The following is a 21,614-nucleotide window of genomic DNA, read 5'->3' as shown; positions in this document are numbered from 1 at the left end:
TGAAATTTATGGGCAGATCTATTCGTTGAATTTCCTTTTCTGGTACATCCAGTTCTATCGTCTATCAGCTCGATACAAATATAAATTTACATGACAGCTAACCAATAATCGAATGTAAATCTTTAATCAAATACAGGTAATGCTAAAGAAAATGCGTGAACTGGTGTAGTATTTTGAACGTAATTCATCGCGTATGTTGAACCCACTATGTCAGAACTTAAACCTACCGTTTCTTTACGTTATCACTTGAATTTAGAAGAGTCGCAAGATGGTTTTACCCTTGCAACTTTCGGTAAAAAGCTTTTTACACGTTTTATTACCCCAGTGATTAGTATCGCAATTATTGCATGGGGGATTTATTTAGGCTTGGATGGCGTAGGGCGCTACTACGTTGGCTTGGGTGTATTTTTCCTGATTTTGCAAATCATTATGCGCTACTGGTTTTTGCCGATGATGTTTAAACGTCAATTTGTAAAATATCAATTTGGTAAAAGCGAACAGGGAATTGATTTATATCAAGACCGGATCGAGCTGTATGCCACAGGGCGTAAGCAGCAGTTTGCCTATAGTGATGTGGCCCATTTTGCAACTGGAAAACTGACCTACATGATTGAGCTGAAAAATCGAACTGTGGTGATTGTGCCAAAACGCGTTCTAGCAAATACCGCAGAAAAAAACACGTTTGAACATGCATTTAAACGATAAAACCTAAAGATTTTACCTGTCCAGAAGGAAGACAAAAATGACAGCACGGCCATCTAAAATTATTTGTGTCGGACGAAGCTACGCCGAACATGCAAAAGAATTGGGAAATGCGATTCCAGATCGTCCAGTTTTGTTTATTAAGCCACCGAACAGTTTGATTGGTCTGTCGCAAGGTATTCAATGGAATACGGCAGAGGGCGAATGTCATTATGAATGTGAGCTCACTTTAAGGTTGAACCGTACTTTACGTCAGGAAACAGACCCAGCCAAAGCACTTGAGGCAATTGGTGCGGTAACCATCGGGCTCGACCTGACCCTACGTGAGTTGCAAACCGAGCTAAAAAATAAGGGACAGCCGTGGGAGCGCGCAAAAGCTTTTGATGGTGCTTGTGTACTTGCGGATTGGGTAGATGTTAGCGAGGTTCAAGATTGGGCACATGTCACGTACAGTTTCCATATCAACGATCAGCTTCGTCAATCGGGTGATACTGCGCTGTTGCTACGTAGTATTGGGGAATATCTATGTGATATGAGCCAGGCATTCACGCTTGAGGCGGGTGATGTGGTCATGACAGGAACCCCCGCAGGTGTAGGTGCATTAACACCAGGCGACCGTTTAAAAATGACCTTAAACGGCAAAACCCAAGCTTTTGTTTGGGAAACCTTTGTACACGCTAACTTTTAAAATCATGTGCTGCCTTGTTGTGTTCGCCATACAGCAAGGCATTGCTTTAAGTACGTTTAGATGTAATCGGTTGTGATGCTGTGAGTACAATCACAATTGCGATAAAAGCCAGCGCTAGCGTTAGATACACCACCGCATGCCAGCCGCCATATTGCCAAAACCAGCCGCCAGCAGAACCCACAATACTCGATCCTAAGTAGTAAAAAAGCAAATACAATGCGGTCGCATGGCCTTTGGCTGTCTTTGCTTCTAATCCTACATTACTGCTCGCAATGGAGTGCGCAATAAAATAGCCTGTTGTGATTGCGGCAATCCCCAAAATAATCACAAATAATCCATGGGCAAGCGTCATCAGCGTACCGATTACAATAGCAGAAAAACCGACCAAAAGTGCAATTTTACGACCAAGTCGATCGACCATGGCGCCCGCCCACGACGACGATACCATGCCCAGACTATACGATAAAAAGATCAAGCTAATTTGAGTCTGACTTAAAAGGTACGGGGCCGCCGCAAGACGAAAAGACACATAGTTAAACAAGGTCACAAAAATACTGGTGATGAGAAAACCAATCCAGTAAATGCGAAGTAAGCGTGGATTTTGAAGATGATTTTTCCATGCTGAAAGATGAAAACGCAATTGCATGCCTTTACGTGCAATAAAGTTTTGTGAAGTGGGCAATAACCATAAAAAACCGATTGCGCAACATAAACAGATCACCCCAAGTACGCCCAGAGCAGAGCGCCATGAAAATATTTCGGTCAGCAAACCCATTCCAACACGACCCATCATGCCGCCAAAGGCAGTACCCGCAATGTACAATCCCATGGTTTTACCCAAAGCGACCGGATGGATTTCTTCTGCAATCCATGCCATCGCCACCGCAGGCACACCGCCGATCACAAAACCCTGCACGGCTCTGGCGACTAACAGCAAGTGCCAGTCGGGAACCCAGCCCGCAATCACATTCAGTACTGCGGCCAGAGCCATCGAGATAAACATCAAACCTTTACGACCCAAGGCTTGAGAAAATGCGCTGGAAAGCACAATGGAAAAGGCCAAAAACCCGGTGGTCAGAGATAAAGCCAGTGCACTGGTACCGGGGCTGATGTGAAAGGTATGCGTAAATTCAGGCAATAGGGGCTGAACGCAATAAATCATTGAAAAACTGGCAAAGCCTAACAAAAACAATGCAAAACCCGCTTTACGATAAGCAGTCGTACCACGCCTGATAAAATTTAAAGCAGATTCTTGATGAGATTGATCTGTAGAGGTCTGATTTGAGGCAATAGCCGTCCCGGACTCGTTAACAGTGGAACGAATCGACATAACATAACCTGAAATTGATTTTTTAAAAGAGAGGGGGTTTGTTGGCAGTGCTTGCCTAGCTGCCAACACAACAAAGATTAGCAATCTACTGTATATTTGTCTAATATATAAAAATAGGGAACGTCATAGCTTTTATATATGGAACTCCGACATATTCGCTACTTCATCGTGGTCGCAGAAGAAAAAAGTTTTACCAAAGCAGCGCTTCGACTCGGAATTAGTCAACCTCCGCTCAGTATGCAAATTAAAAATCTAGAAGATGAAATTGGAACCGAGTTATTTTATCGCTCTGCTCAAGGCGTAGAACTCACTCCTGCGGGCGAGGCATTTTTGCTGAGCGTTCAGCCGATTCAGCAGCGAGTGAATGATGCGATGCAGTTGGCACAGCAGGTGGCCAATGGTGAGTCAGGACAATTGCGGCTGGGTTTTACAGGCACGTCTATGCTCAATCTGCTTTTGCCCAAAAGTATTCGCTTGTTTCAACAACATTACCCCAAAATCAGGCTTAAACTGGAAGAAGCCAATTCACTGGTACTGATGGATCGTCTGCTCGAAGACCAATTAGATATTGCCTTGGTGCGCCCTCCAGAACATGTTCCCGCTGGGCTTAGTTTACAATTGCTGATGCATGAACCGATGCTGGCTGTATTACCTAGCGGACATCCGCTCGCTCATCAAACCTCGATTGAACTCAATGCACTCAAGCAAGATAATTTTATATTATCACCGCCGTCGATCAGTGCGGGCCTTTTCGATGCCATCACCAATGCCTGTCGTAGCCATGGTTTTGAACCCAAAATTGGTCAGAATGCACCGCAGATTGTCTCGATTGTGTCATTGGTTGCGGCCAATCTAGGCGTATCGTTGGTGCCCGATTCGACCAAACAATTGGGTATTACCGGCGTTAAGTATCTCGATATACAACCGCCAAAGCCAATGGTTAGTCTGGCATTGGCGTATCGTAAAAATACACATTCGCAGCCTGCCATCAACTTTGCCAGTTTAATTCAGTCTTTAAAAATGCAGCACAATCATAATCATCACGACCTCTAAAGACCGAATCACTTGCTTTCAAATAGAGTCGACAAGGGCATCGAAAGTTTTGCCGCCAGATAATCATCGGCATCAATCAGCGCAGGGCCAATTTTTTGCATCCATTCATCATCGGGATGAATGTTGCCGACATCCTGACGCAAGGGCAAAGCAAAAGGCAGTGCGGTAAAGAAGGTCCAGAAGTCGACTTGCGACAAATTACGCACCAATACGTATTCATCCTTATCGGTGCGTTTAATCAGATTTTGCTGTTCAAGCAAATGCACATAACTTGGCCAGCGACCAATTTCGCCGCGCCCTAAAATATCCAATGCTTCAAGATCAGTCACACTTTCGCCCTTTTTCTGTTTCTTATAAAACAGCTCAAGTACATCGAGCAGCATTAACACAGGATGGCGTGTTTGAATTTTTTCAGAATGAAATGCGGTCAGCGCATAGCTAACTTCTACTCCGAGCAACACAATATTCCAAGACAAGAAAATCCAGAGCAGAAAAATAGGAATGGCAGCAAAAGCACCATAGACCAACTCGTAGCTGGTAAAATTGGACATCAGAAAGCTGAAGATATGTTTGAGTAACTCAAAAATAGTGGCACTAAAACATGCGGCAATAATGGCTGAATACATCGGTACCGTTCGATTTGGAATCGTCCAATACAGAATAAAAAAGCCCAAGATGGTCAAGCCGAAGGAAATGAGCCACAAGATAAAGGCACCGTTGAGTTCATAGCCAGCAAAATTGCTGCTCAGAATATTCATCGATGCAACGGTCGATGAAATCACGAAGGCGCTACCCAATATAATAGGTCCAAGTGAAATAATGGTCCAATAGCGCATAAAGCCAATCAGGCCCGTGCGGGTTTCCTGAACACGCCAGATCCGGTTAAACGCCGTTTCAATGGTACTGAGCATCATCACTGTGGTAATAAACAGGAATAACACCCCAATGACAGTCAAATTACTGGATTTTTCAGTGAATGAATTGAGTAATCGGTCAAATGCAATGGTACTTTTCGGCAAAAAATTACTGTAAATCAGCTGTTGCAGTTGCTGACGGGCAGGTTCGAGTGCCTTGATGGAAGAGATGATCACCAAAAAAACGGTCAGCATCGGAACCACCGCAAATAAGGTGGTATAGGTGAGAGAGCCCGCTTGTTCGCGACAACGGTCGGCTTCAAAACGTTTCAACACAAATAAAATGAATTGGAACCATTTTTTCTCATAAAAAGGTAGTTTCTTAAATAGATCTAGCATAAAAATGATGCCCCAATTTTATAATCATGATGTTTCTTCAGTTTCAGTGTTAAAGCTTAGCCAAAAAAGCGCACAAATATCGTATAGTTTTCTTTTTAACAAAGTTTTTAAAAATTATGCAACCGTATGTACTTGTCTTGTATTACAGCAAATATGGCTCGACACAACAAATGGCGCATTTGATTGCCAATGGTATTGAAGCACAGGGCATTGCCACTAAAATTAGAACCGTCCCGAATCTGACCACGACTGTGAGTGAGCTTGAACCTGCGGTGCCAGATACAGGAGATGTCTATTGCACACTCGATGATTTGGCCGGCTGTTCAGGACTGGCAGTGGGTTCACCTACACGCTTTGGGAATATGGCCAGTGAAATGAAATATTTTTGGGACCAGACCACCAGTTTGTGGCTCAATGGTGCCTTGCACGATAAACCTGCATGTGTATTTACTGCATCTGGTTCGATGCATGGCGGTCAGGAAAGTACCTTGCTGAGTATGCTCAATCCACTGTTCCACCATGGCATGATGATTTTAGGGCTTCCCAATTCACTTCCGGCGCTGTCTAACACCAAAACTGGCGGAACGCCATATGGTGCCAGCCATGTCAGTGGGCCACGTCACGATCAAGCGCTCAGCCAAGATGAAAAAACATTGTGTGAAGCGATGGGCAAACGTTTGGCAATGGCGGTCAAAAAACTCACACAGCATTAACAGCCTTTACAACTTGATATTCTAAAAAAGCTGCAGGCCCTGTGTTTAGGGCATTGCAGCATGGTGTATTTCAATGAATTATTTTATTTTGGCACTGTATATCTTTAGTATTCTGGTCATGATTGCCACACCTGGCCCCGTCATGTTACTGGTAGCCAGTACAGGCCTGAAGCAAGGATATCTGGCAGCGTTAAAAACAATATTAGGCACCAATCTGGCCTCACTCATTTTAATCGGTCTTTCTATTTTGATGCTTAAGGGTCTATTTACCGTCAACGCAATTTTGTTTGAAGTTATTAAATTATTAGGATGTCTTTATATTGCCTACTTGGGTATTGAGATTTTGAAGTCTTACCGGCTTGAACCAGTACGAAACCTCACCACCTCGAACGTTCAGGGTGGATTCCAGCGCGGTTTTTTAACGGGGATATCCAATCCTAAGGATATTATTTTCTTTTCCTCATTTTTTCCGCAGTTTATTGGTTTACACCCTGATCTGAATATTAGCCTGAGTGTATTGGTGGTGGTCTGGATTGCGCTGGATTTTCTGACATTATCGCTGGTGTATGTGGGCTTTAAGCGTCTATCAGATTCGATATGGAGTACCAAGATACTGGCGATTTGCGGGATGGTTCTATTATTGATTGCAGCGTATGGTCTATATAATTCCCTAACTTGGCTGACTTCATACCAAGCAGGGAACGGATATGCATTATAAAATGCGGTTAAAGCGCGTGCCGCACTTTTCGCAGCGGTAATCTTGAAAAATATTTTTATCAATTACAACGCCGGCTTTTTTACCAAAACGATTGCCCAAAAAGCCGCCGGTAATTCCGACACTAATAGCACCAACAAACGTACCAATCGTACCGCCTACAATGACACCGAGTGGTCCTGCCACAGTACCGATTGCGGCGCCCACTGAAGCACCAGAGGCTGCACCGCCGACTGTACCTGCGGCTGCACCAGCCGAAGTTAATAATACGCCGCTGGCTTTTTGTATCATTTGCTGCTCATGATTGCGTTGCTCAATTTCGGTCGAGCCACATTTGGGGCAGACCACTGGGCTATCTTGTTCGTTTGAAGAAGTCTCGGTCATCTATTTTTAGATCCTGTTGGCCGTGCGTAAAAGCTAGGGCGGTAATTGCATTCTAGCGAAATAAAATAATAAAAGTTTAGTAGGCTTGTAAATGGTCAAATCGAATGTTTCAGACATTAAAAAAGCGCCGAAGCGCTTTTTTTGACATTAAAACTGAGTTGTAAATGTCTTATTCTTTCACAAATGTCACAGTGCCGTTTTCGAGCGAGGCAACACGTGCCAAAGACTCAACGCGATACCCTTTCTCAAGCAAAAGATCACGACCTGGCTGGAACGATTTTTCAATCACAATACCCACACCAATAATTTCAGCACTGGCTTGATGGATCAAATCGATAAGACCCAAAGCAGCTTGACCATTGGCCAAAAAGTCATCAATCACCAGAACTTTATCAGTTGAACTGATGTGCTTGTTTGAAATGGCAATGGTGCTTTCAACTTGTTTGGTAAACGAAAATACCTTCGAGCGATAAAGATCATCTTTGAGTGTCAACGATTGATATTTACGCGCAAAAATGACAGGCACTGACAGTTCAAGACCCGCCATCACGGCTGGGGCAATCCCTGATGCTTCAATCGTAACAATCTTGGTGATCCCTGTATCTTTAAATCGCGCAGCAAACTCTTTACCAATCTGTTGCATAAGGACAGGATCGATTTGGTGATTTAAGAACGCATCAACTTTCAACACCTGATCAGATAGAACGATGCCTTCAGTTAAGATTTTCTGTTCTAGTGCGTACACAGGAGAATCCTCTAGGACGGATGCTTTTTCAAGCAAAAGCGTATTTTAAAAAGCATCTGAAAAAATGCAAGCCAAAATCGACAAAAAAGTTGATCACTTAGTCAAAAATGGCTTGTCTTTATAAAGAGAATATTCAACTGAACGACTAGTTAGTTTTACCGGTATAGCTAGTCAATAATAGCCCATAAGAAGTTTTACCATCGATATGGCTCACTTTTACAGGTAAGTAATCGAGCTTCGGTGCCAACCAGAAAATGGTACTTTTTTCCGCTTTATCATGCTGAATGACCACTTTAATGGTGTTATAAGTACCATAAGGTGTTTTGATCGATTCGGTACCCTGTTTGACAAAACGACGCGTATCAATGCCTTTAGCATCTGCAATCGGATAGGTCGATTTTAAGCCTGAGCCTTGCAAGTCTTCACGAATTTGCAATTCGGCATTGAGTTCATCGAGTACACCTTGTTGCCATGCAAATGAACGCTTTTTATCGTCTTTTTGCGTGTTGATCATTTTACTTGATGGATTAAAGTTAATGTTCATGGTGTTGCTATGCACCAGAATTTTACTGGTACGATTAAATTGCTGCGAGGTAATTTTACCGTTTGACCAGTTAAATTTACTGGTTTCGCTTGCAGATGCAATGGCGCCTGCTTTTGCAGAGAAATTGTAGGTCCAGTTGTTACCACTTTGCTGAGTCAAGCTTCGTGTAGCAGAACCGAGGTTTTTACCGTTGTAGGTAAATTGATAGTTGGCCTGAAATGGACTCATGGCGAGGGTATGTGTAGAGAACCCCGCAAACAACAGGGCACTAGAAAGTCCTGCTGCAAAAGTTAAGGTTTTCGTTACATGATTTGCCATACAGAGATCCTTATCGTTTTTAAAATAAACAAGATTGTACCTGAGAACAATCAATTAAAACCAATCATGATGATGCCACGAGATCATGAAGAAAATGCCAATATTCGATCACATTCTGTAAAAGAAGCGGATGAAACGGTGTGCTAAGTTGGCGATTTAATCTTCTTTTTGTTTGATGGGCGTGATTTCAGTCTCGGCGATATCGAGTTCTTCATCAATTTCGTCATATTCATCTTCAGATTTGCTAAAGAGAGCCATCAAATTCACATTGCCCATGATGACCAGTTCTGCATCGCGTAATACCGCATGATTCACGTGTACTTTGGCTAATGTTTCAATAATTTTACGATTTTTACCTAACCAGCGGTTTAAATCCAGATACAGCAAATCATCACGTACTTTAACCACATCAAATTTTTCTAAAATTACACCCAGTGGGTCTTTTTTAAGAACTTTTTGATAGAAAAAGAGCGCTGATTTCACTGCAAATTTCTGAAAGATATTCTTGTAGGTGGCTGTGACGATTTGCGTGTCACTAATTTGCTCAAAAACAATCAATTGCAGCTCTTTGTTCAGCTCCATCTGAATGAGTTTTAAGTCGACTGAAAGTGTAGTATGTAAGCCCTTCACATTTAATGTGGCATACAGGCGTAACCAGTCGTTATATAAATCGGCATGCAGATCTTCAAGAATTTCAACATTGTCTGTCACATAGCGTTTAAACGTTGCATTGAGAAAAACCTGAGAGAGTGGAAATTCACGTTCTTCTTCAATGAAGTCTTCAGCTTTACGATAGACTCGCTGAAGCTGTTTAGCAATCGATGACAGAATTGTTGGCATAAAAGCGTTCCAAAATAAAGTTGAACACATTGAAATGATCAGAAATTACAAATCAGAAAATTTGCAAATCACACATTTCAGTTTCAGGAGAAGTCTAGTTTTTTTAAATTGAGCGGGTGCGCAATTCCCTTTAAAGTTGATTACATTTGTGCACAAATTACAAGTGTTATGATAACGACTTTTTTCGTCTTACGATGCAATATTTTGTGATCGAGTTAACAATACAGATATATTTGCTTTATATGAGATCATTTGATCATTCAATGTTTCAATAGAATTTTGCACATAAAAAAAGATGTTGTTTCTTGATCTAGCCATCGAGTGGATCTTTGGGAACATGCACAATCATCATCAATATTTTTTTGGCCAATGGAATAAAAATTAATATAAGCGGATACGCAATTAGCCAAGACAGCATCAAAAAGACCGCATTTGCGGTCATTAAAATGGGGAACAGATCAGCGAACAGTTAATCTTGTTCGAGATACGGATTGGCCAAGCCGAGTTTAGCCAAAATTTCAATTTCAAGTGCCTCCATTTCCTCGGCATCTTCTTCACTTATTTCATGATCATAGCCGAGTAAATGCAAGGTGCCATGTACCAGCATATGCATAAAATGATCATAGGCCGCTTTTTTTTGATCAATGGCTTCTTGCAAGACCACTGGAATACAGATCACCAGATCACCCAGCGGACGCGCATCGAGTAACGGTAAAATGTCCTCTGGAAAGTCACTTGGAAAAGACAGCACATTCGTGGATTTATCTTTACCGCGATACTCGAGGTTGAGGCGATGACTTTCCTCATGATCGACACAGGCAATCCCAATTTCACAATCCGACTGCACATCGACATGACGCAATGTCATTTCGATGGCTTTTTTAAGCGGAGCTCGTTTCAAAATTAAATCGGGCGATTGCACATCGTCTTGTAAACTAAGATTGAGTTTCAAAATATTACCTTCATAAAAATAGGGGAAAGCATGGCAATCCCCTGATTTAAGTGTGTTGTTAAAATGGGTACAAGAGCTATAACTTAAGCTTCCTGATGCTGAGCATCCGCAGCGGCATCATGTTCACTCATTAAGGCTTCCTGTCGCGCTTTACGTTCAGCACGTGCCTCAGAACTTAAGCGATTTTGTTCAGAATCCCAGCCTTCATAGGCTTCAACAATCTTCTGAACCAATTGGTGACGGACCACGTCACGCGAGTGAAAACGCGTAATGTGAATTTCTTTAACCGGCTCCAGCACGCGTAAAGCATGTGCCAGACCCGACTGCTGACCGCGAGGCAAATCCACCTGAGTGATGTCGCCAGTGATGACCGCGCGTGAACCAAACCCTAAGCGGGTCAGGAACATTTTCATCTGTTCTGGTGTGGTATTCTGGGCTTCGTCCAGAATAACAAAGGAATGATTCAGTGTACGACCGCGCATATACGCCAGTGGTGCCACCTCAATGACTTGACGTTCGATCAGCTTGGCCACTTTTTCAAAACCGAGCATTTCGTAAAGCGCATCATACAAGGGACGTAAGTACGGATCGATTTTCTGTGCCAGATCGCCCGGCAAGAAACCCAGTTTTTCACCTGCTTCAACTGCAGGTCGAACCAGTAGAATGCGCTGAATTTCATTGCGTTCTAGCATATCGACGGCTGCGGCTACCGCAAGATAGGTTTTACCTGTTCCCGCAGGCCCGATCCCAAACGAAATATCGCTTTGTAAAATGCGCTGCACATAACGTTTTTGATTGGTTCCGCGTGGATTGATACGACCTTTTGGGGTCTGTAACCAGACATTATCAAGACCTGTATGTTCCTGATTTGCATCATCCATCAGTTCTCGATCTGTCTGGCTGCCTTGAATCATAAGGTGCAAAATATCGGCACTGATCTGATCGGAAATTTCAGATTCGTCGTAAAGACGCTGGAGCAGGGACTCAGCTCGCTCGACTGCATCAATGTCACCATCGATGTAGAACGCGTCACCACGATGAGTAATTTGTACATCTAAACGCTGTTCAATCTGCTTCAAATGACCGTTGTATGCACCAAGCATGCTTTTTAAACGGGTCATTGAAACGCCGGGAAAATTAACGGTACGTCGAATCGCTGCAGTCAAAGAATTATCCTTTTTGTAGCCTTTGTTCTAGTACCCTTACATTACGCCACGTCAGGCTCAAGATTCAAGAGCTCACCGTAAACTAAATTTAAAGTTTTAATTTCGGTAATCTCAATTTCTGCAAAACGCCCCACCCATGCTGCATCACCAATAAAAGTGACCATACGGGTATTGTCCGCTGTGCCGAGTAAAAGATTCGGATCTTTATCAGATACTTTCTCAATTAAAACCCGCTGTATCGTGCCTTTCATGGCATCGGTCTTACGGATACTCGATTGTTTGATCCAGTGTTGCACCTTGGCCAATCGCTCTTTTTTCACATCTTCAGAGGTCGTATCTTCAAGCTCGGCAGCCGGTGTTCCCGGGCGTTTTGAGTAAACAAAACTATATGAATGATCAAAATCCAAGTCTTTGATAAACTGATAAGTTTCTTCGAAATGCTCATCGGTTTCACCCGGAAAGCCAATGATAAAATCACTAGAGAGATGCATATCGGGGCGAACAGCACGTAGCTTGGCAATTTTCTCGATATACACATCAATGGTGTGGTTGCGTTTCATGGCTTGTAACACTGCATTTGAACCACTTTGAACAGGTAAATGCAGGTGCGAGACCATTTGCGGTAAATCACGGTAGCACTGGATAAGATCTTCTGAAAACTCAAGTGGATGCGATGTGGTATAGCGCAAGCGACCTATGCCCGGAATTTCTGAAACGAGTCGTAACAATTCAGGGAAGGTGCAGATCCCGCCGTCGAATGTTTCGCCGCGATAACCGTTTACATTTTGACCAAGGAGCGAGATTTCACGCACGCCTTTTTCGGCCAGACCCGCAATTTCAGCCAGAACGTCGTCGAGTGGGCGCGACACTTCTTCGCCACGCGTATACGGCACTACACAAAACGAACAGTATTTTGAGCAGCCTTCCATAATCGAAACAAATGCTTTAAAGCCCTCAACTCGCGGTTCAGGCAAAAAGTCGAATTTCTCGATATCTGGAAAGGAAATATCCACCAGCTTGATTTTGTCTTTTTTAGGTTTTTCAATCTGATCTTGATACTGATCTAACATCTGTGGCAAACGATGCAAGGTTTGTGGACCAAAGACCATATCGACATATGGCGCGCGTTTTTGAATATTGTCGCCTTCTTGAGAGGCTACGCAGCCACCCACGCCAATAATCAGCTCTGGATTTTTATCTTTTAGCTTGCGCCAGCGCCCCAATTCACTAAATACTTTTTCCTGCGCTTTTTCACGAATCGAACAGGTGTTCATTAGCAAAATGTCGGCTTCTTTGGGATCTTGCGTCAACACATAACCGTGAGAGTCGCCGAGAAGATCTGCCATACGGTGACTGTCATACTCATTCATCTGACACCCTTGAGTTTCAATATACAGTTTTTTAATTGAAACATCAGGGGTGTGCGTTGGCTGGGTAACAGTGTTTTCTGAGGCAGCTTTGGCACCATTTGGAATGAAGGTTTGAACCGTCATGTAGGCTCCTAAAACAAACGGGATAACGCACGTATTTTAACTACGCACTTTGAAAGGCCGCAATTGTAGCAGTAATTGCACAAAAGATAGCAAATTAAATCGGGCACAATGCGTATTGATTTTCCAGTTAAAATATAATCATGATTAATTTTGGTGAATCAGAAGGTTACATAACACAACAGTAGGATGCATGAAGAATAATTACACTAGCACTGCATACCGAATGTTGGGGTTTGAAAAAAAGCATCTATGGCATGGAATAAAAACAGCAAATCATTACTTGCAACGCTTCTAAATCGCCGGCTGATTCGCTTGAGTATGCTCGGAAGTTTGGCTACGTTGTCAGGCTCTACCGTTTTTGCTGCCGAAGAACAGTTTAACGATGCGCTCCGTGCTGCCAGTGCTGGCGACACCGTACTGTTAGAGCAGTATCAGCTGTCCATGCAAAATGATGTTCTGGGTTATTACCCCGAGTACTGGAAACTCAATACCAATCTGGTGTTACAACCACCTGCGAATATTGTTGCTTTTGCCCAGCGCTATCCACAGTCTGCCATGGCAGAAAAGCTTTCTGCAGATTATGTCGAAGAAAAAGTCAAACTTGGCGACTATGTTAGTCCGCAAAGTGTGGTGCCGTATGTGACCAATCCCGATCGCGCGGAAAGCTGTGCGCTGGCACAAGTACGTGCCAAAGCGGGCGATGATCTGGTTTTTGCCGAATACAAAGATGTCTGGCTCACGACAAATACCCAGCCAGATTTATGTAACGGTTTGGGGCGTATGATGCTTTCAAGTCCACTGATGACCACTCAGGATAAAAAACAGCGTTTGTGGGGGCAGTTGCGTGCGGGTCAGTCCGGGTTGGCGCTCAGTACTGCACAGACCATTGGCGTGAATTTATCTTTAGCGCAGCTCAATCAGATTCAGGCGGCACCACAGAACTATTTATGGTCGGCACCTAAAAACAACGATGCCGATTATGCTTATCTCATTTATGCAACAGGCCGTTTGGCAGATACTGATCTAAACGGTGCGCTGGCTTCGGTTCGACGTAATGCCGAAGGCACGCCAGCAGACGTTCAGAAATATCTTTATCGCACTGTCGCCTATATTGGCGGTACCACGGTGATGAAAAATAACTTTAACCGCGATGTGTTGACCTTGTTTGACATGAGTTACGGTTACCCGTTTAGCCCAGAAGAAGCCGAAATTTACGCACGACAGGCAATTCGTTTTGGGGCTTGGGAAAGTGTGATTCGCGCGATTGATAGTATGTCGGTGGCGCAAAAGCAAGAAGATCGCTGGCAATACTGGCTTGCACGCGCCTCTGAGCAGCGCAATGATGCAAATGCCAAGGCAACAGCCCAGCAAATCTATCGTAAGCTGGCGCAATCTGGCGATGACTATCACAATTTGCTTGCCAAAGACCGTTTGGGTGAGCGCTACAGTAATATTCCGCCGTATGCGCAAGCCACCACCAGCGACCTCGATCGTTTACGCCGAGATATTCATTTTAATCGTGCATTTACACTGCGCCGTATCAATGCACCAGACAATTATGTCAATCGTGAGTGGAACTGGGCTGTTCGTCAGGCGTATTTGCGTAACGACGATGGTTTATTGCTTGCAGCTGCACAGCGTGCCCAAGAAATGGGCTGGTATGATCGTGCGATTTATGCCGCAGACCGTACAGTAAGCAAGCACAATTATGGTTATCGTTATATTATGCCGCATCAGGTGACGGTGGTGAACCATAGCCAAAATGCAGGTATTGATCCGGCGTGGGCATACGGTTTAATGCGTCAGGAAAGCCGCTTTGTGACTTCTGCGCGTTCTCATGTTGGTGCAGGAGGCTTGATGCAGATCATGCCTGATACCGCCAAACTGGTTGCGCGTCAGATGGGAGAAACCTACAATCCGGCGGCCTTAACCGATATGAATACCAATATTCGATATGGTACCTTTTACTTGTCCATGATTCAGAATCAGCTGAGTGGCAATGCCGTTTTAGCGACGGCAGGCTATAATGCAGGCCCGAATCGGGCACGACGTTGGCAACCGGATACCCAAACGATTGCAGCAGATCAATACACAGAAAGTATTCCGTTAACCGAAACACGTGACTATGTAAAACATGTGATGACCAATGCATCGCACTATGGTGTTCTGTTGGGGCAAGGTGCGCAATCTTTGCAACAGCGAATGCGTGCTATTCCAGTACGAAGTACACCTTAATCGGGTTTTCCTTGAAATAACGTTAAGTTTTGATTCGATGAAAAAAACAAGTTTTGTATCCAAATATTTGGCAGGGTTGATAGGCGCATGTTTATGGGTCTATGTACTTATCGTCACACCACAGGTCCACGCCGATTCTGGTCGATTACAAGGCTATGTCATGCAAATTGAAATGACACCCGCAGTCTGCTCAATAGATGCATCCAAACGTAAACAGCGCAAGTGTCTCGAAGGTTATTCTCTTACAGTGATGGGCCTGATTCCAGAAACAGGCAATATTACCGAATGTAAAACCAATTCATCGGCCATGCTCTCTCCGATACAAACCAGTGTAGTGGCCCGTCTGATGCCAGACGAGAGTGCTCGTACGCAACTCTGGCGAGGAGTTGGCGGATGTGTGCCTATGAATGCCAGCCAATATTTCCGAACGATTGTTAACTTTGCAGATCGTTTGAAAATTCCATCTGAGCTGACTGGCCCCACCACTAAAGATGTGCAGAAAAATACCATTCGACAGCAGTTTTTAAGACTTAATCCATCGCTTCCCGCCAGTGGCATCAAATTTACCTGCCAAAGCTCGCGCTCTAAACCCATTCTGACCGAGGTTCAGGTGTGTTATCAGGTCAGCGGTGCTTACACGCAATGTGCCAGTCATGTGGTGTCGAGTTGCCCAGAAGAATTTACCATTAAAGGTAGTTATTAGACCTTGGTCCAAAGCCTTGTTATTTTATTCATATTTCCTATCATACTTTTGTTGAAATCCATTCTCTTTTACATGCAACTGTTGTGGGTTTGGAGTACAATCTTTGCCGTTTATGATTATTAGATTAAATGGACGAACTGTTTAATCATCTTAACGATCCTCAATTGGAGATAATTACATGAAGCAACCCGTTCGCGTTGCCGTTACTGGCGCTGCAGGTCAAATTGGTTACAGCTTATTATTCCGCATCGCAAGCGGCGAAATGTTAGGGAAAGACCAACCAGTTATTTTGCAATTGCTTGAAATTCCAGTTGAGAAAGCTCAACAAGCGCTAAAAGGCGTAATGATGGAACTTGACGACTGTGCATTCCCATTATTGGCGGGTATGATCGGTACAGATGATCCAAAAGTTGCATTTAAAGATGCAGACTATGCATTGTTAGTGGGTTCACGTCCACGTGGTCCAGGTATGGAGCGTGCTGACCTTCTTAAAGTGAATGGCGAGATTTTCATCGGTCAAGGTCAAGCGCTGAATGAAGTTGCTAGCCGTGACGTAAAAGTATTGGTTGTAGGTAACCCTGCGAATACCAATGCGTACATCGCAATGAAATCTGCTCCAGATCTTCCAGCGAAAAACTTTACTGCCATGCTACGTCTTGACCACAACCGTGCCTTGACTCAGCTTGCGCAAAAAGCGGGCGTTGCTGTATCTGACATCGAAAACATGACAGTATGGGGCAACCACTCACCAACCATGTATGCAGACTATCGTTTTGCAACTGCAAATGGTGAAAGCCTAAAAGACAAGATCAACGATGCGGCTTGGAACAAAGATGTGTTCCTTCCAACAGTAGGTAAACGTGGCGCTGCGATCATCGAAGCACGTGGTTTATCATCTGCTGCATCTGCTGCAAACGCAGCGATCGATCACATGCGTGATTGGGCGTTGGGTACAAACGGCAAATGGGTGACGATGGGTATTCCATCTGACGGTTCATACGGTATTCCAGAAGGCGTAATGTTTGGTTTCCCTGTGACGTGTGAAAATGGCGAATACAAAATTGTTCAAGGTCTTGAAATCGACGAGTTCAGCCGTGAACGCATCAACTTCACGTTGAATGAACTTGAAGAAGAGCGTGCTGCAATTGCAGACATGGTGAAATAATTCACCCTCGCATAAAAAAAGCACTTCTTATGAAGTGCTTTTTTTATGCTCATACAAACACTCACAAGAACACACATCGCTCAAACGGAAAACTCAAATCGTATTGTTTATATTGAATATATAACAATATGATTTAAAAGAGGATGTCAGCATGTTTGAGTCACAACCTACATTAGAACTACTGTTTGAACAATTGGGCTTGGAAGCAACCCCGGAGGCTATCGAGCAATTTATCCAAACTCACCAGATTGCTGCTGAAACTAAACTTCATGAGGCCGAATTCTGGTCGGCTGGACAACGCCAGTTTCTAGAGAGTCACTGGGAAAAAGATGATGAATGGGCCATTGTGGTCGATGAGCTCAATCAACAATTGCATGTTGAGGCGCATTCATCTTAAGTTATAGTCTTAGCTCGAAGCTGGAAATTGATTAGTGAGTTTTTGAATGTATCAAAGCTTTGAACCAATCAAGCGAACGTACTGAATTAAATGCACTATGCTGTTGCAGCAATTCAAGATCCAGCTGTTCACTCTTTATGTATTTGTCGAGCCAGTGGCGTGTGAAGGCCAGCTCGTTTTTGACTATAGATGCATAAGCCAAAAAGAAATACACGTCACCATGATTTAAATGTGCGAGCGGCTTTAAAATTTGCTGGGTAATGAGCGCAAATTTGTTGTCTTGGCTTAATTCAAAATAAACCATATAGGCTTTTGCCAGTTGCAACGACAGGTCGATATACATCGACATCGGCATTTCCTCAAACTCCACGCGTGACTGCTCTAAAATGGCAATCGCTTCGTGTAAAAAATGCAGTCGCTCTTGGCGATTATGACTTAAAGTGACCAGTTGTAGTCGCAGATCACCTCGCTCCAATGCAAGCTCAGGAGAGTTGCCGTCAAGATAACGCTGATCCGTTTCTCCAATTCGTTCTACAATCATTTTGCTTGTATCAGACATATATTGATCCTCGAGATTCTTATAACATTAATGAGGGTAGATTTATCGTTTAAAAGACCCAAGGTAATATTGGTGATCGATATGATCTCAGCTTGACCAAGCGCTACTTGCACTTCGCAGCCAAGCGGTAATGGATAGTCGCTGCTGATGAGACATTAACACCTCATGCAACAAGTCACTTTGAAAGATTACTAAGCGATTAGGTCGTGGCTGAATGATATGCCACTCGCCATTTTTATCTTCAAGACGAAGTTGTCCACCCCAACTGTCTTGCCATGTTTGATGTAAATAATAGACGCTTGAAATCACGCGATGATTTTTTTGCTGCGGGTTATCTCGGTGCAGGGCATAAAATTCACCAGCATTGTAGCGTGCGTAGTGCGCTTCAATATTTTGTATCCCAGTATAAAAAGCGCGATTAATCTCTTGTCCTAAAGCGTGTAATACATCGATGTGTTTTTGTGCATTTGGAAGTTGGTCATCAATCCATAAAATATGATCACTACGAATCTGGCTCACCACGCCATTTTGAATCTGTGCTTCACGAAACGCATTCAAATGCTGGGTGCATTCGTTGGTTAGTTTTTGCATCAAGCTCGATGGATGCAACTGATCGATCAGGCTAAAGCCTTTAAAATTAAGATCATCGAGCACACGATCCAGGTCAAATTCACAATTTGAATACTCGGGTTGCATACATTCTCAAAACTAAAAATCAATACTCTGAAGTATTCTAAAACATCCGATCGACACGTAAGTAAGTTTTTTCATGCTAATATAGCCGCTGATTTGAGGAATTATTTGAAAGATGAATTATCGTCACCATTTTCATGCGGGCAACTTTGCGGATGTAATGAAGCATGTGCTCCTGCTACAACTTTTGACAAAATTAAATGCCAAAGATAAGCCATATCGATATATCGATACGCATGGTGGGGCGGGAAAATACGACTTGTCACTTGCACCTGCGCAGAAGTCGGGTGAGTTTCTAACCGGTATTCATCGTCTGGTTCAATTGGGCGATATGGAAAAGCGTCAAGCACCTGAAGGCGTTCAGCAGTATCTAAAACTCGTTGAAGCACTTCGCGCTGAAGAAGGGCGGGGAACATATCCGGGTTCGCCTTGGTTTGCACTTCAAGGTATGCGCGAGACTGATAAAGCCACTGTATTTGAAATGCAGCGTGATGTTTTTCAGCAGTTACGCGACAACATTCGTGACAAGCGTGCTGGCTTACATGAGCGCGACGCTTACGAAGGCTTACTTGCCGTGATTCCACCCAAAGAAAAACGTGGCTTGGTGATGATCGATCCACCTTACGAGCTAGAGCGTAAAGACTTTCCGCAATTGGTCGAGCTGTTGTGTGAAGCCTACAAAAAATGGCCGACAGGCGTTTTTGCGGTATGGTATCCAATCAAAGACCGCGCCATGATTGATCGTTTTGAAAAGAAAATGATGAAAACCGGCATTCGTCGTCAATTGATTTGCGAAATTTGCGTATGGCCTGATGATACACCAGTCGGTTTAAATGGATGCGGATTATTGGTGATCAACCCACCTTGGCAGTTCTCAGAGCAAGCGGATCAAGCATTACAGTGGTTATTTCCACATTTGCGTATGCAAGAGACCGGTGGACACGCGGCAGTGCGCTGGTTGGTTGGCGAATAATACGCGACATCTAAGCGAGAGGATTCTTGGGAATACATAACAATGACAAATACACCAAAACTTGAAAATGACTCCAAGTCAGACGAGCATGGATTTGACGGCATCACTTTTGAAGTGGTCGAAGAAGAGCACACCAATGAAGGTCAGAAAGTTAAACGCCGTGGCATTTATCTCTGGCCCAATTTGATTACCACGGCAGCATTGCTGTCGGGGTTTTATTCGATCATTGCAAGTTTTAATGGCGATTTCGTTCACGCAGTGTATGCCATTTTCCTGGCAGCATTGCTCGATGGTCTAGACGGACGAGTGGCGCGTGCGATTGGTGCGCAAAGTGCTTTTGGTGAACAATACGATTCTTTATCCGACTTACTGGCTTTTGGTGTTGCACCAGCAATGCTGATGTACAGTTGGAGTCTGCATGATTTGGGTCGAATCGGGCTGGCCTGTTGTTTTATTTATACAGCATGTGCCGCATTTCGTCTGGCACGCTTCAACGTTCAAATTGGTGTAGTCGATAAACGTTATTTTATTGGTATTGCCAGTCCTCTAGCGGCTATTCTTGTGATTTCATTGGTTTGGGTCAGTCGTGATTATCCGTTTATCTTTGATGTGCGAGATATCGCCGTTCAAATCGGATATGCGGTTTATATGGTTGTTGTGGCCTTGCTCATGATCTCGAATATTAAATATTATTCGTTTAAAGAAATGGATCGTAAACGCGTTCCATTTGCTGTGATGTTGCCAGTGGTGCTAATTTTTGCAGCAATCACGTATAATATTCCTATGGGTATTTTAGTGGTATCACTGGTTTATGCATTATCTGGTTTTGTGACCACTTTATTTGCTCGAAAACAGGCTTCAGTCACCAAGACATAAATTCGAAGTGAGGTTGAGTATGCAGATGTTGATGACACCATTTAATCCATCTATGCAACTGAGTCCTCACTCCCGACAACGGACCTTGGCATATCATCCGCCCAAAGGGCGTTTTAAGTTGATTTATCAGGGTCTGATTTTGCCGGGCTTACCCGCACCGCTACACTACATCAATTTCATGAGCCTGATCGGTCAGGCGAAAATTCCGATTTTATACAATAAAAATATTCTCAAACACAAAGCGTTAGATACCGCATCGGTTTTTGTCAGTTCGAGTCCGCATCTGGCAGGCCAACTCAAATCCTATTCCATTTCAGAACAATGTCATTTCAGATCTGACGCATTTAATTTTGATCAGCAAGACGTTATTCAAGGCTATTTTCCAGATTTTCACTTTAAACGAACCGACTCTGCTTTAAGTGTAGATTTGAAAGTACATACTGTTAATGTACTGTCACACTACACTCCTTTAAAGTGGGGCGTGTTTGAACACTGGTCGCTTTTGTGCTGGTGTCAAGGGCGCGTGATGTTTGAAAATCACTGCTATGAAGTGCAGGGCATGGGGAGTTTTGAATATGCACGCTCTGCGCATTTGCCTTATATGCCCGTTTGTTTCTTTACTCATCATGTTTTAAATTTGACTGATCAGTTACAGGTACTTTTGACTCAAGTACGCAATCAATGGAACCAGATTATTTATTCACGCGCCGATTTACGAAATTTGGATGGCCGTGTAGAAAGCTACAAAGACAATGTATTTTTTCAGATACAGCGCGTCTATCCAAAAGTGACGACCCCCAATTTTAAAGAAATGTATTTGCCGCGTGAGTTCTTATGGCAGGTATATGTGAAAGATTGTTTGTTATTAGAGGTCAAAGGAAAAAGTCGAGGCGATTTTAAATTCGGTTTGGCAGCAGGTTATGCCGGAAGCTTTCAATTCAATGCGATTTATAACAATCAGCATTATCAGGGCGAAGCTGGGTATATCGAATACATCGATATGCGGCCGTTACACTGGCAAGAAAAAGATCAAAGTGCATTATTAGAGCTTAAAAACACTGAAATTCAGCCTTGTATACTAAAAAAAGATTAAAAATAAACCGAAAATCATAATTTC

Annotated in this window: 23 protein-coding genes; 12 read left to right on the top strand and 11 right to left on the bottom strand. The window is 43.5% G+C overall.

Features of this window, described 5'->3' with window-relative positions:
* Nucleotides 1–207: 207 nt before the first annotated feature.
* Together Aso01_RS02470 and Aso01_RS02465 are read left to right on the top strand one after the other, a co-directional pair.
* On the top strand, nt 208–705 hold the full coding sequence (locus Aso01_RS02470) for a YcxB family protein (protein ID WP_004934603.1): 498 nt from the start codon (nt 208–210) through the stop codon (nt 703–705).
* A 37-nt stretch (nt 706–742) separates the two neighbouring features.
* Complete coding sequence (locus Aso01_RS02465) at nt 743–1,390, top strand: fumarylacetoacetate hydrolase family protein (RefSeq protein ID WP_004934605.1); 648 nt, start codon at nt 743–745, stop codon at nt 1,388–1,390.
* Nucleotides 1,391–1,436: 46 nt separating this feature from the next.
* On the opposite strand, the gene Aso01_RS02460 is transcribed toward Aso01_RS02465, so the two are convergent.
* Nucleotides 1,437–2,720 (bottom strand): MFS transporter, encoded by a 1,284-nt coding sequence (locus tag Aso01_RS02460; RefSeq protein WP_004934607.1) that lies wholly within the window; start codon nt 2,718–2,720, stop codon nt 1,437–1,439.
* A gap of 138 nt (nt 2,721–2,858) precedes the next feature.
* Between Aso01_RS02460 and Aso01_RS02455 the strand changes: the two genes are divergently transcribed.
* Nucleotides 2,859–3,773 (top strand): LysR family transcriptional regulator, encoded by a 915-nt coding sequence (locus Aso01_RS02455; protein WP_004934610.1) that lies wholly within the window; start codon nt 2,859–2,861, stop codon nt 3,771–3,773.
* A gap of 8 nt (nt 3,774–3,781) precedes the next feature.
* Here the strand turns inward: Aso01_RS02455 and Aso01_RS02450 are convergent, their stop codons facing one another.
* Nucleotides 3,782–5,026: a YihY family inner membrane protein gene (locus Aso01_RS02450; RefSeq protein ID WP_004934611.1), complete on the bottom strand. Its 1,245-nt coding sequence runs from the start codon at nt 5,024–5,026 to the stop codon at nt 3,782–3,784.
* Nucleotides 5,027–5,142: 116 nt separating this feature from the next.
* Here Aso01_RS02450 and wrbA point away from each other — a divergent pair, with 116 nt between their 5' ends.
* Together wrbA and Aso01_RS02440 are read left to right on the top strand one after the other, a co-directional pair.
* The gene (gene wrbA, locus Aso01_RS02445) at nt 5,143–5,739 is read left to right on the top strand and encodes an NAD(P)H:quinone oxidoreductase (protein ID WP_004934614.1); all 597 of its coding nucleotides are present in this window, start codon (nt 5,143–5,145) and stop codon (nt 5,737–5,739) included.
* A 73-nt stretch (nt 5,740–5,812) separates the two neighbouring features.
* On the top strand, nt 5,813–6,457 hold the full coding sequence (locus Aso01_RS02440) for a LysE family translocator (RefSeq protein WP_004934622.1): 645 nt from the start codon (nt 5,813–5,815) through the stop codon (nt 6,455–6,457).
* Here the strand turns inward: Aso01_RS02440 and Aso01_RS02435 are convergent.
* The 7 genes from Aso01_RS02435 to miaB form a co-directional block, all read right to left on the bottom strand.
* The gene (locus Aso01_RS02435) at nt 6,452–6,838 is read right to left on the bottom strand and encodes a hypothetical protein (protein WP_004934624.1); all 387 of its coding nucleotides are present in this window, start codon (nt 6,836–6,838) and stop codon (nt 6,452–6,454) included. The genes Aso01_RS02440 and Aso01_RS02435 overlap by 6 nt on opposite strands.
* A 169-nt stretch (nt 6,839–7,007) precedes the next feature.
* The gene (locus Aso01_RS02430) at nt 7,008–7,583 is read right to left on the bottom strand and encodes a xanthine phosphoribosyltransferase (RefSeq protein ID WP_004934626.1); all 576 of its coding nucleotides are present in this window, start codon (nt 7,581–7,583) and stop codon (nt 7,008–7,010) included.
* 145 nt (nt 7,584–7,728) lie between these two features.
* Entirely contained in the window at nt 7,729–8,445 is a 717-nt protein-coding gene (locus Aso01_RS02425; protein WP_004934628.1) for a DUF3108 domain-containing protein, read from the bottom strand.
* A 156-nt stretch (nt 8,446–8,601) separates the two neighbouring features.
* Nucleotides 8,602–9,285: a hypothetical protein gene (locus Aso01_RS02420; RefSeq protein WP_004934635.1), complete on the bottom strand. Its 684-nt coding sequence runs from the start codon at nt 9,283–9,285 to the stop codon at nt 8,602–8,604.
* A gap of 469 nt (nt 9,286–9,754) precedes the next feature.
* Nucleotides 9,755–10,237 carry an rRNA maturation RNase YbeY gene (gene ybeY / locus Aso01_RS02415; RefSeq protein ID WP_004934638.1) on the bottom strand — a complete coding sequence of 161 codons (483 nt, stop codon included), beginning with the start codon at nt 10,235–10,237 and terminating at the stop codon, nt 9,755–9,757.
* An 83-nt stretch (nt 10,238–10,320) separates the two neighbouring features.
* Complete coding sequence (locus Aso01_RS02410; RefSeq protein WP_004934640.1) at nt 10,321–11,403, bottom strand: PhoH family protein; 1,083 nt, start codon at nt 11,401–11,403, stop codon at nt 10,321–10,323.
* A 41-nt stretch (nt 11,404–11,444) separates the two neighbouring features.
* Nucleotides 11,445–12,896: a tRNA (N6-isopentenyl adenosine(37)-C2)-methylthiotransferase MiaB gene (miaB, locus tag Aso01_RS02405; protein ID WP_004934643.1), complete on the bottom strand. Its 1,452-nt coding sequence runs from the start codon at nt 12,894–12,896 to the stop codon at nt 11,445–11,447.
* 318 nt (nt 12,897–13,214) lie between these two features.
* Between miaB and Aso01_RS02400 the strand changes: the two genes are divergently transcribed.
* From Aso01_RS02400 to Aso01_RS02385, 4 genes are all read left to right on the top strand, one after another.
* Nucleotides 13,215–15,131 (top strand): lytic transglycosylase domain-containing protein, encoded by a 1,917-nt coding sequence (locus Aso01_RS02400; protein ID WP_228127968.1) that lies wholly within the window; start codon nt 13,215–13,217, stop codon nt 15,129–15,131.
* A 37-nt stretch (nt 15,132–15,168) separates the two neighbouring features.
* Nucleotides 15,169–15,834, top strand: coding sequence for a ribonuclease T2 (locus Aso01_RS02395; RefSeq protein WP_004934648.1), 666 nt, complete (start codon nt 15,169–15,171; stop codon nt 15,832–15,834).
* Nucleotides 15,835–16,012: 178 nt separating this feature from the next.
* Nucleotides 16,013–16,999: a malate dehydrogenase gene (locus Aso01_RS02390; RefSeq protein WP_004934651.1), complete on the top strand. Its 987-nt coding sequence runs from the start codon at nt 16,013–16,015 to the stop codon at nt 16,997–16,999.
* 151 nt (nt 17,000–17,150) lie between these two features.
* A complete protein-coding gene (locus Aso01_RS02385) occupies nt 17,151–17,396 on the top strand; it encodes a DUF2789 family protein (RefSeq protein WP_004934654.1) in 246 nt (81 codons plus the stop codon).
* Between the two features lie 31 nt (nt 17,397–17,427).
* Here Aso01_RS02385 and Aso01_RS02380 read toward each other — a convergent pair whose 3' ends face one another.
* Entirely contained in the window at nt 17,428–17,955 is a 528-nt protein-coding gene (locus Aso01_RS02380; protein WP_004934656.1) for a hypothetical protein, read from the bottom strand.
* 87 nt (nt 17,956–18,042) lie between these two features.
* Nucleotides 18,043–18,651, bottom strand: a complete 609-nt coding sequence (locus Aso01_RS02375) for a 2OG-Fe(II) oxygenase (protein WP_004934659.1) — start codon at nt 18,649–18,651, stop codon at nt 18,043–18,045.
* A 112-nt stretch (nt 18,652–18,763) separates the two neighbouring features.
* Between Aso01_RS02375 and Aso01_RS02370 the strand changes: the two genes are divergently transcribed.
* From Aso01_RS02370 to Aso01_RS02360, 3 genes are read left to right on the top strand one after another with little or no spacing between them, the layout of a single operon-like run.
* On the top strand, nt 18,764–19,621 hold the full coding sequence (locus tag Aso01_RS02370; RefSeq protein WP_004934667.1) for a 23S rRNA (adenine(2030)-N(6))-methyltransferase RlmJ: 858 nt from the start codon (nt 18,764–18,766) through the stop codon (nt 19,619–19,621).
* Between the two features lie 42 nt (nt 19,622–19,663).
* On the top strand, nt 19,664–20,497 hold the full coding sequence (gene pssA / locus Aso01_RS02365; RefSeq protein WP_004934670.1) for a CDP-diacylglycerol--serine O-phosphatidyltransferase: 834 nt from the start codon (nt 19,664–19,666) through the stop codon (nt 20,495–20,497).
* Between the two features lie 19 nt (nt 20,498–20,516).
* The gene (locus tag Aso01_RS02360; RefSeq protein WP_004934673.1) at nt 20,517–21,590 is read left to right on the top strand and encodes a DUF6670 family protein; all 1,074 of its coding nucleotides are present in this window, start codon (nt 20,517–20,519) and stop codon (nt 21,588–21,590) included.
* Nucleotides 21,591–21,614 lie beyond the last annotated feature (24 nt).

The sequence above is a fragment of the Acinetobacter soli genome (genome assembly GCF_000760595.1).
Lineage (GTDB): Bacteria > Pseudomonadota > Gammaproteobacteria > Pseudomonadales > Moraxellaceae > Acinetobacter > Acinetobacter soli.
This window is presented reverse-complemented; position numbering and strand designations above follow the sequence as displayed.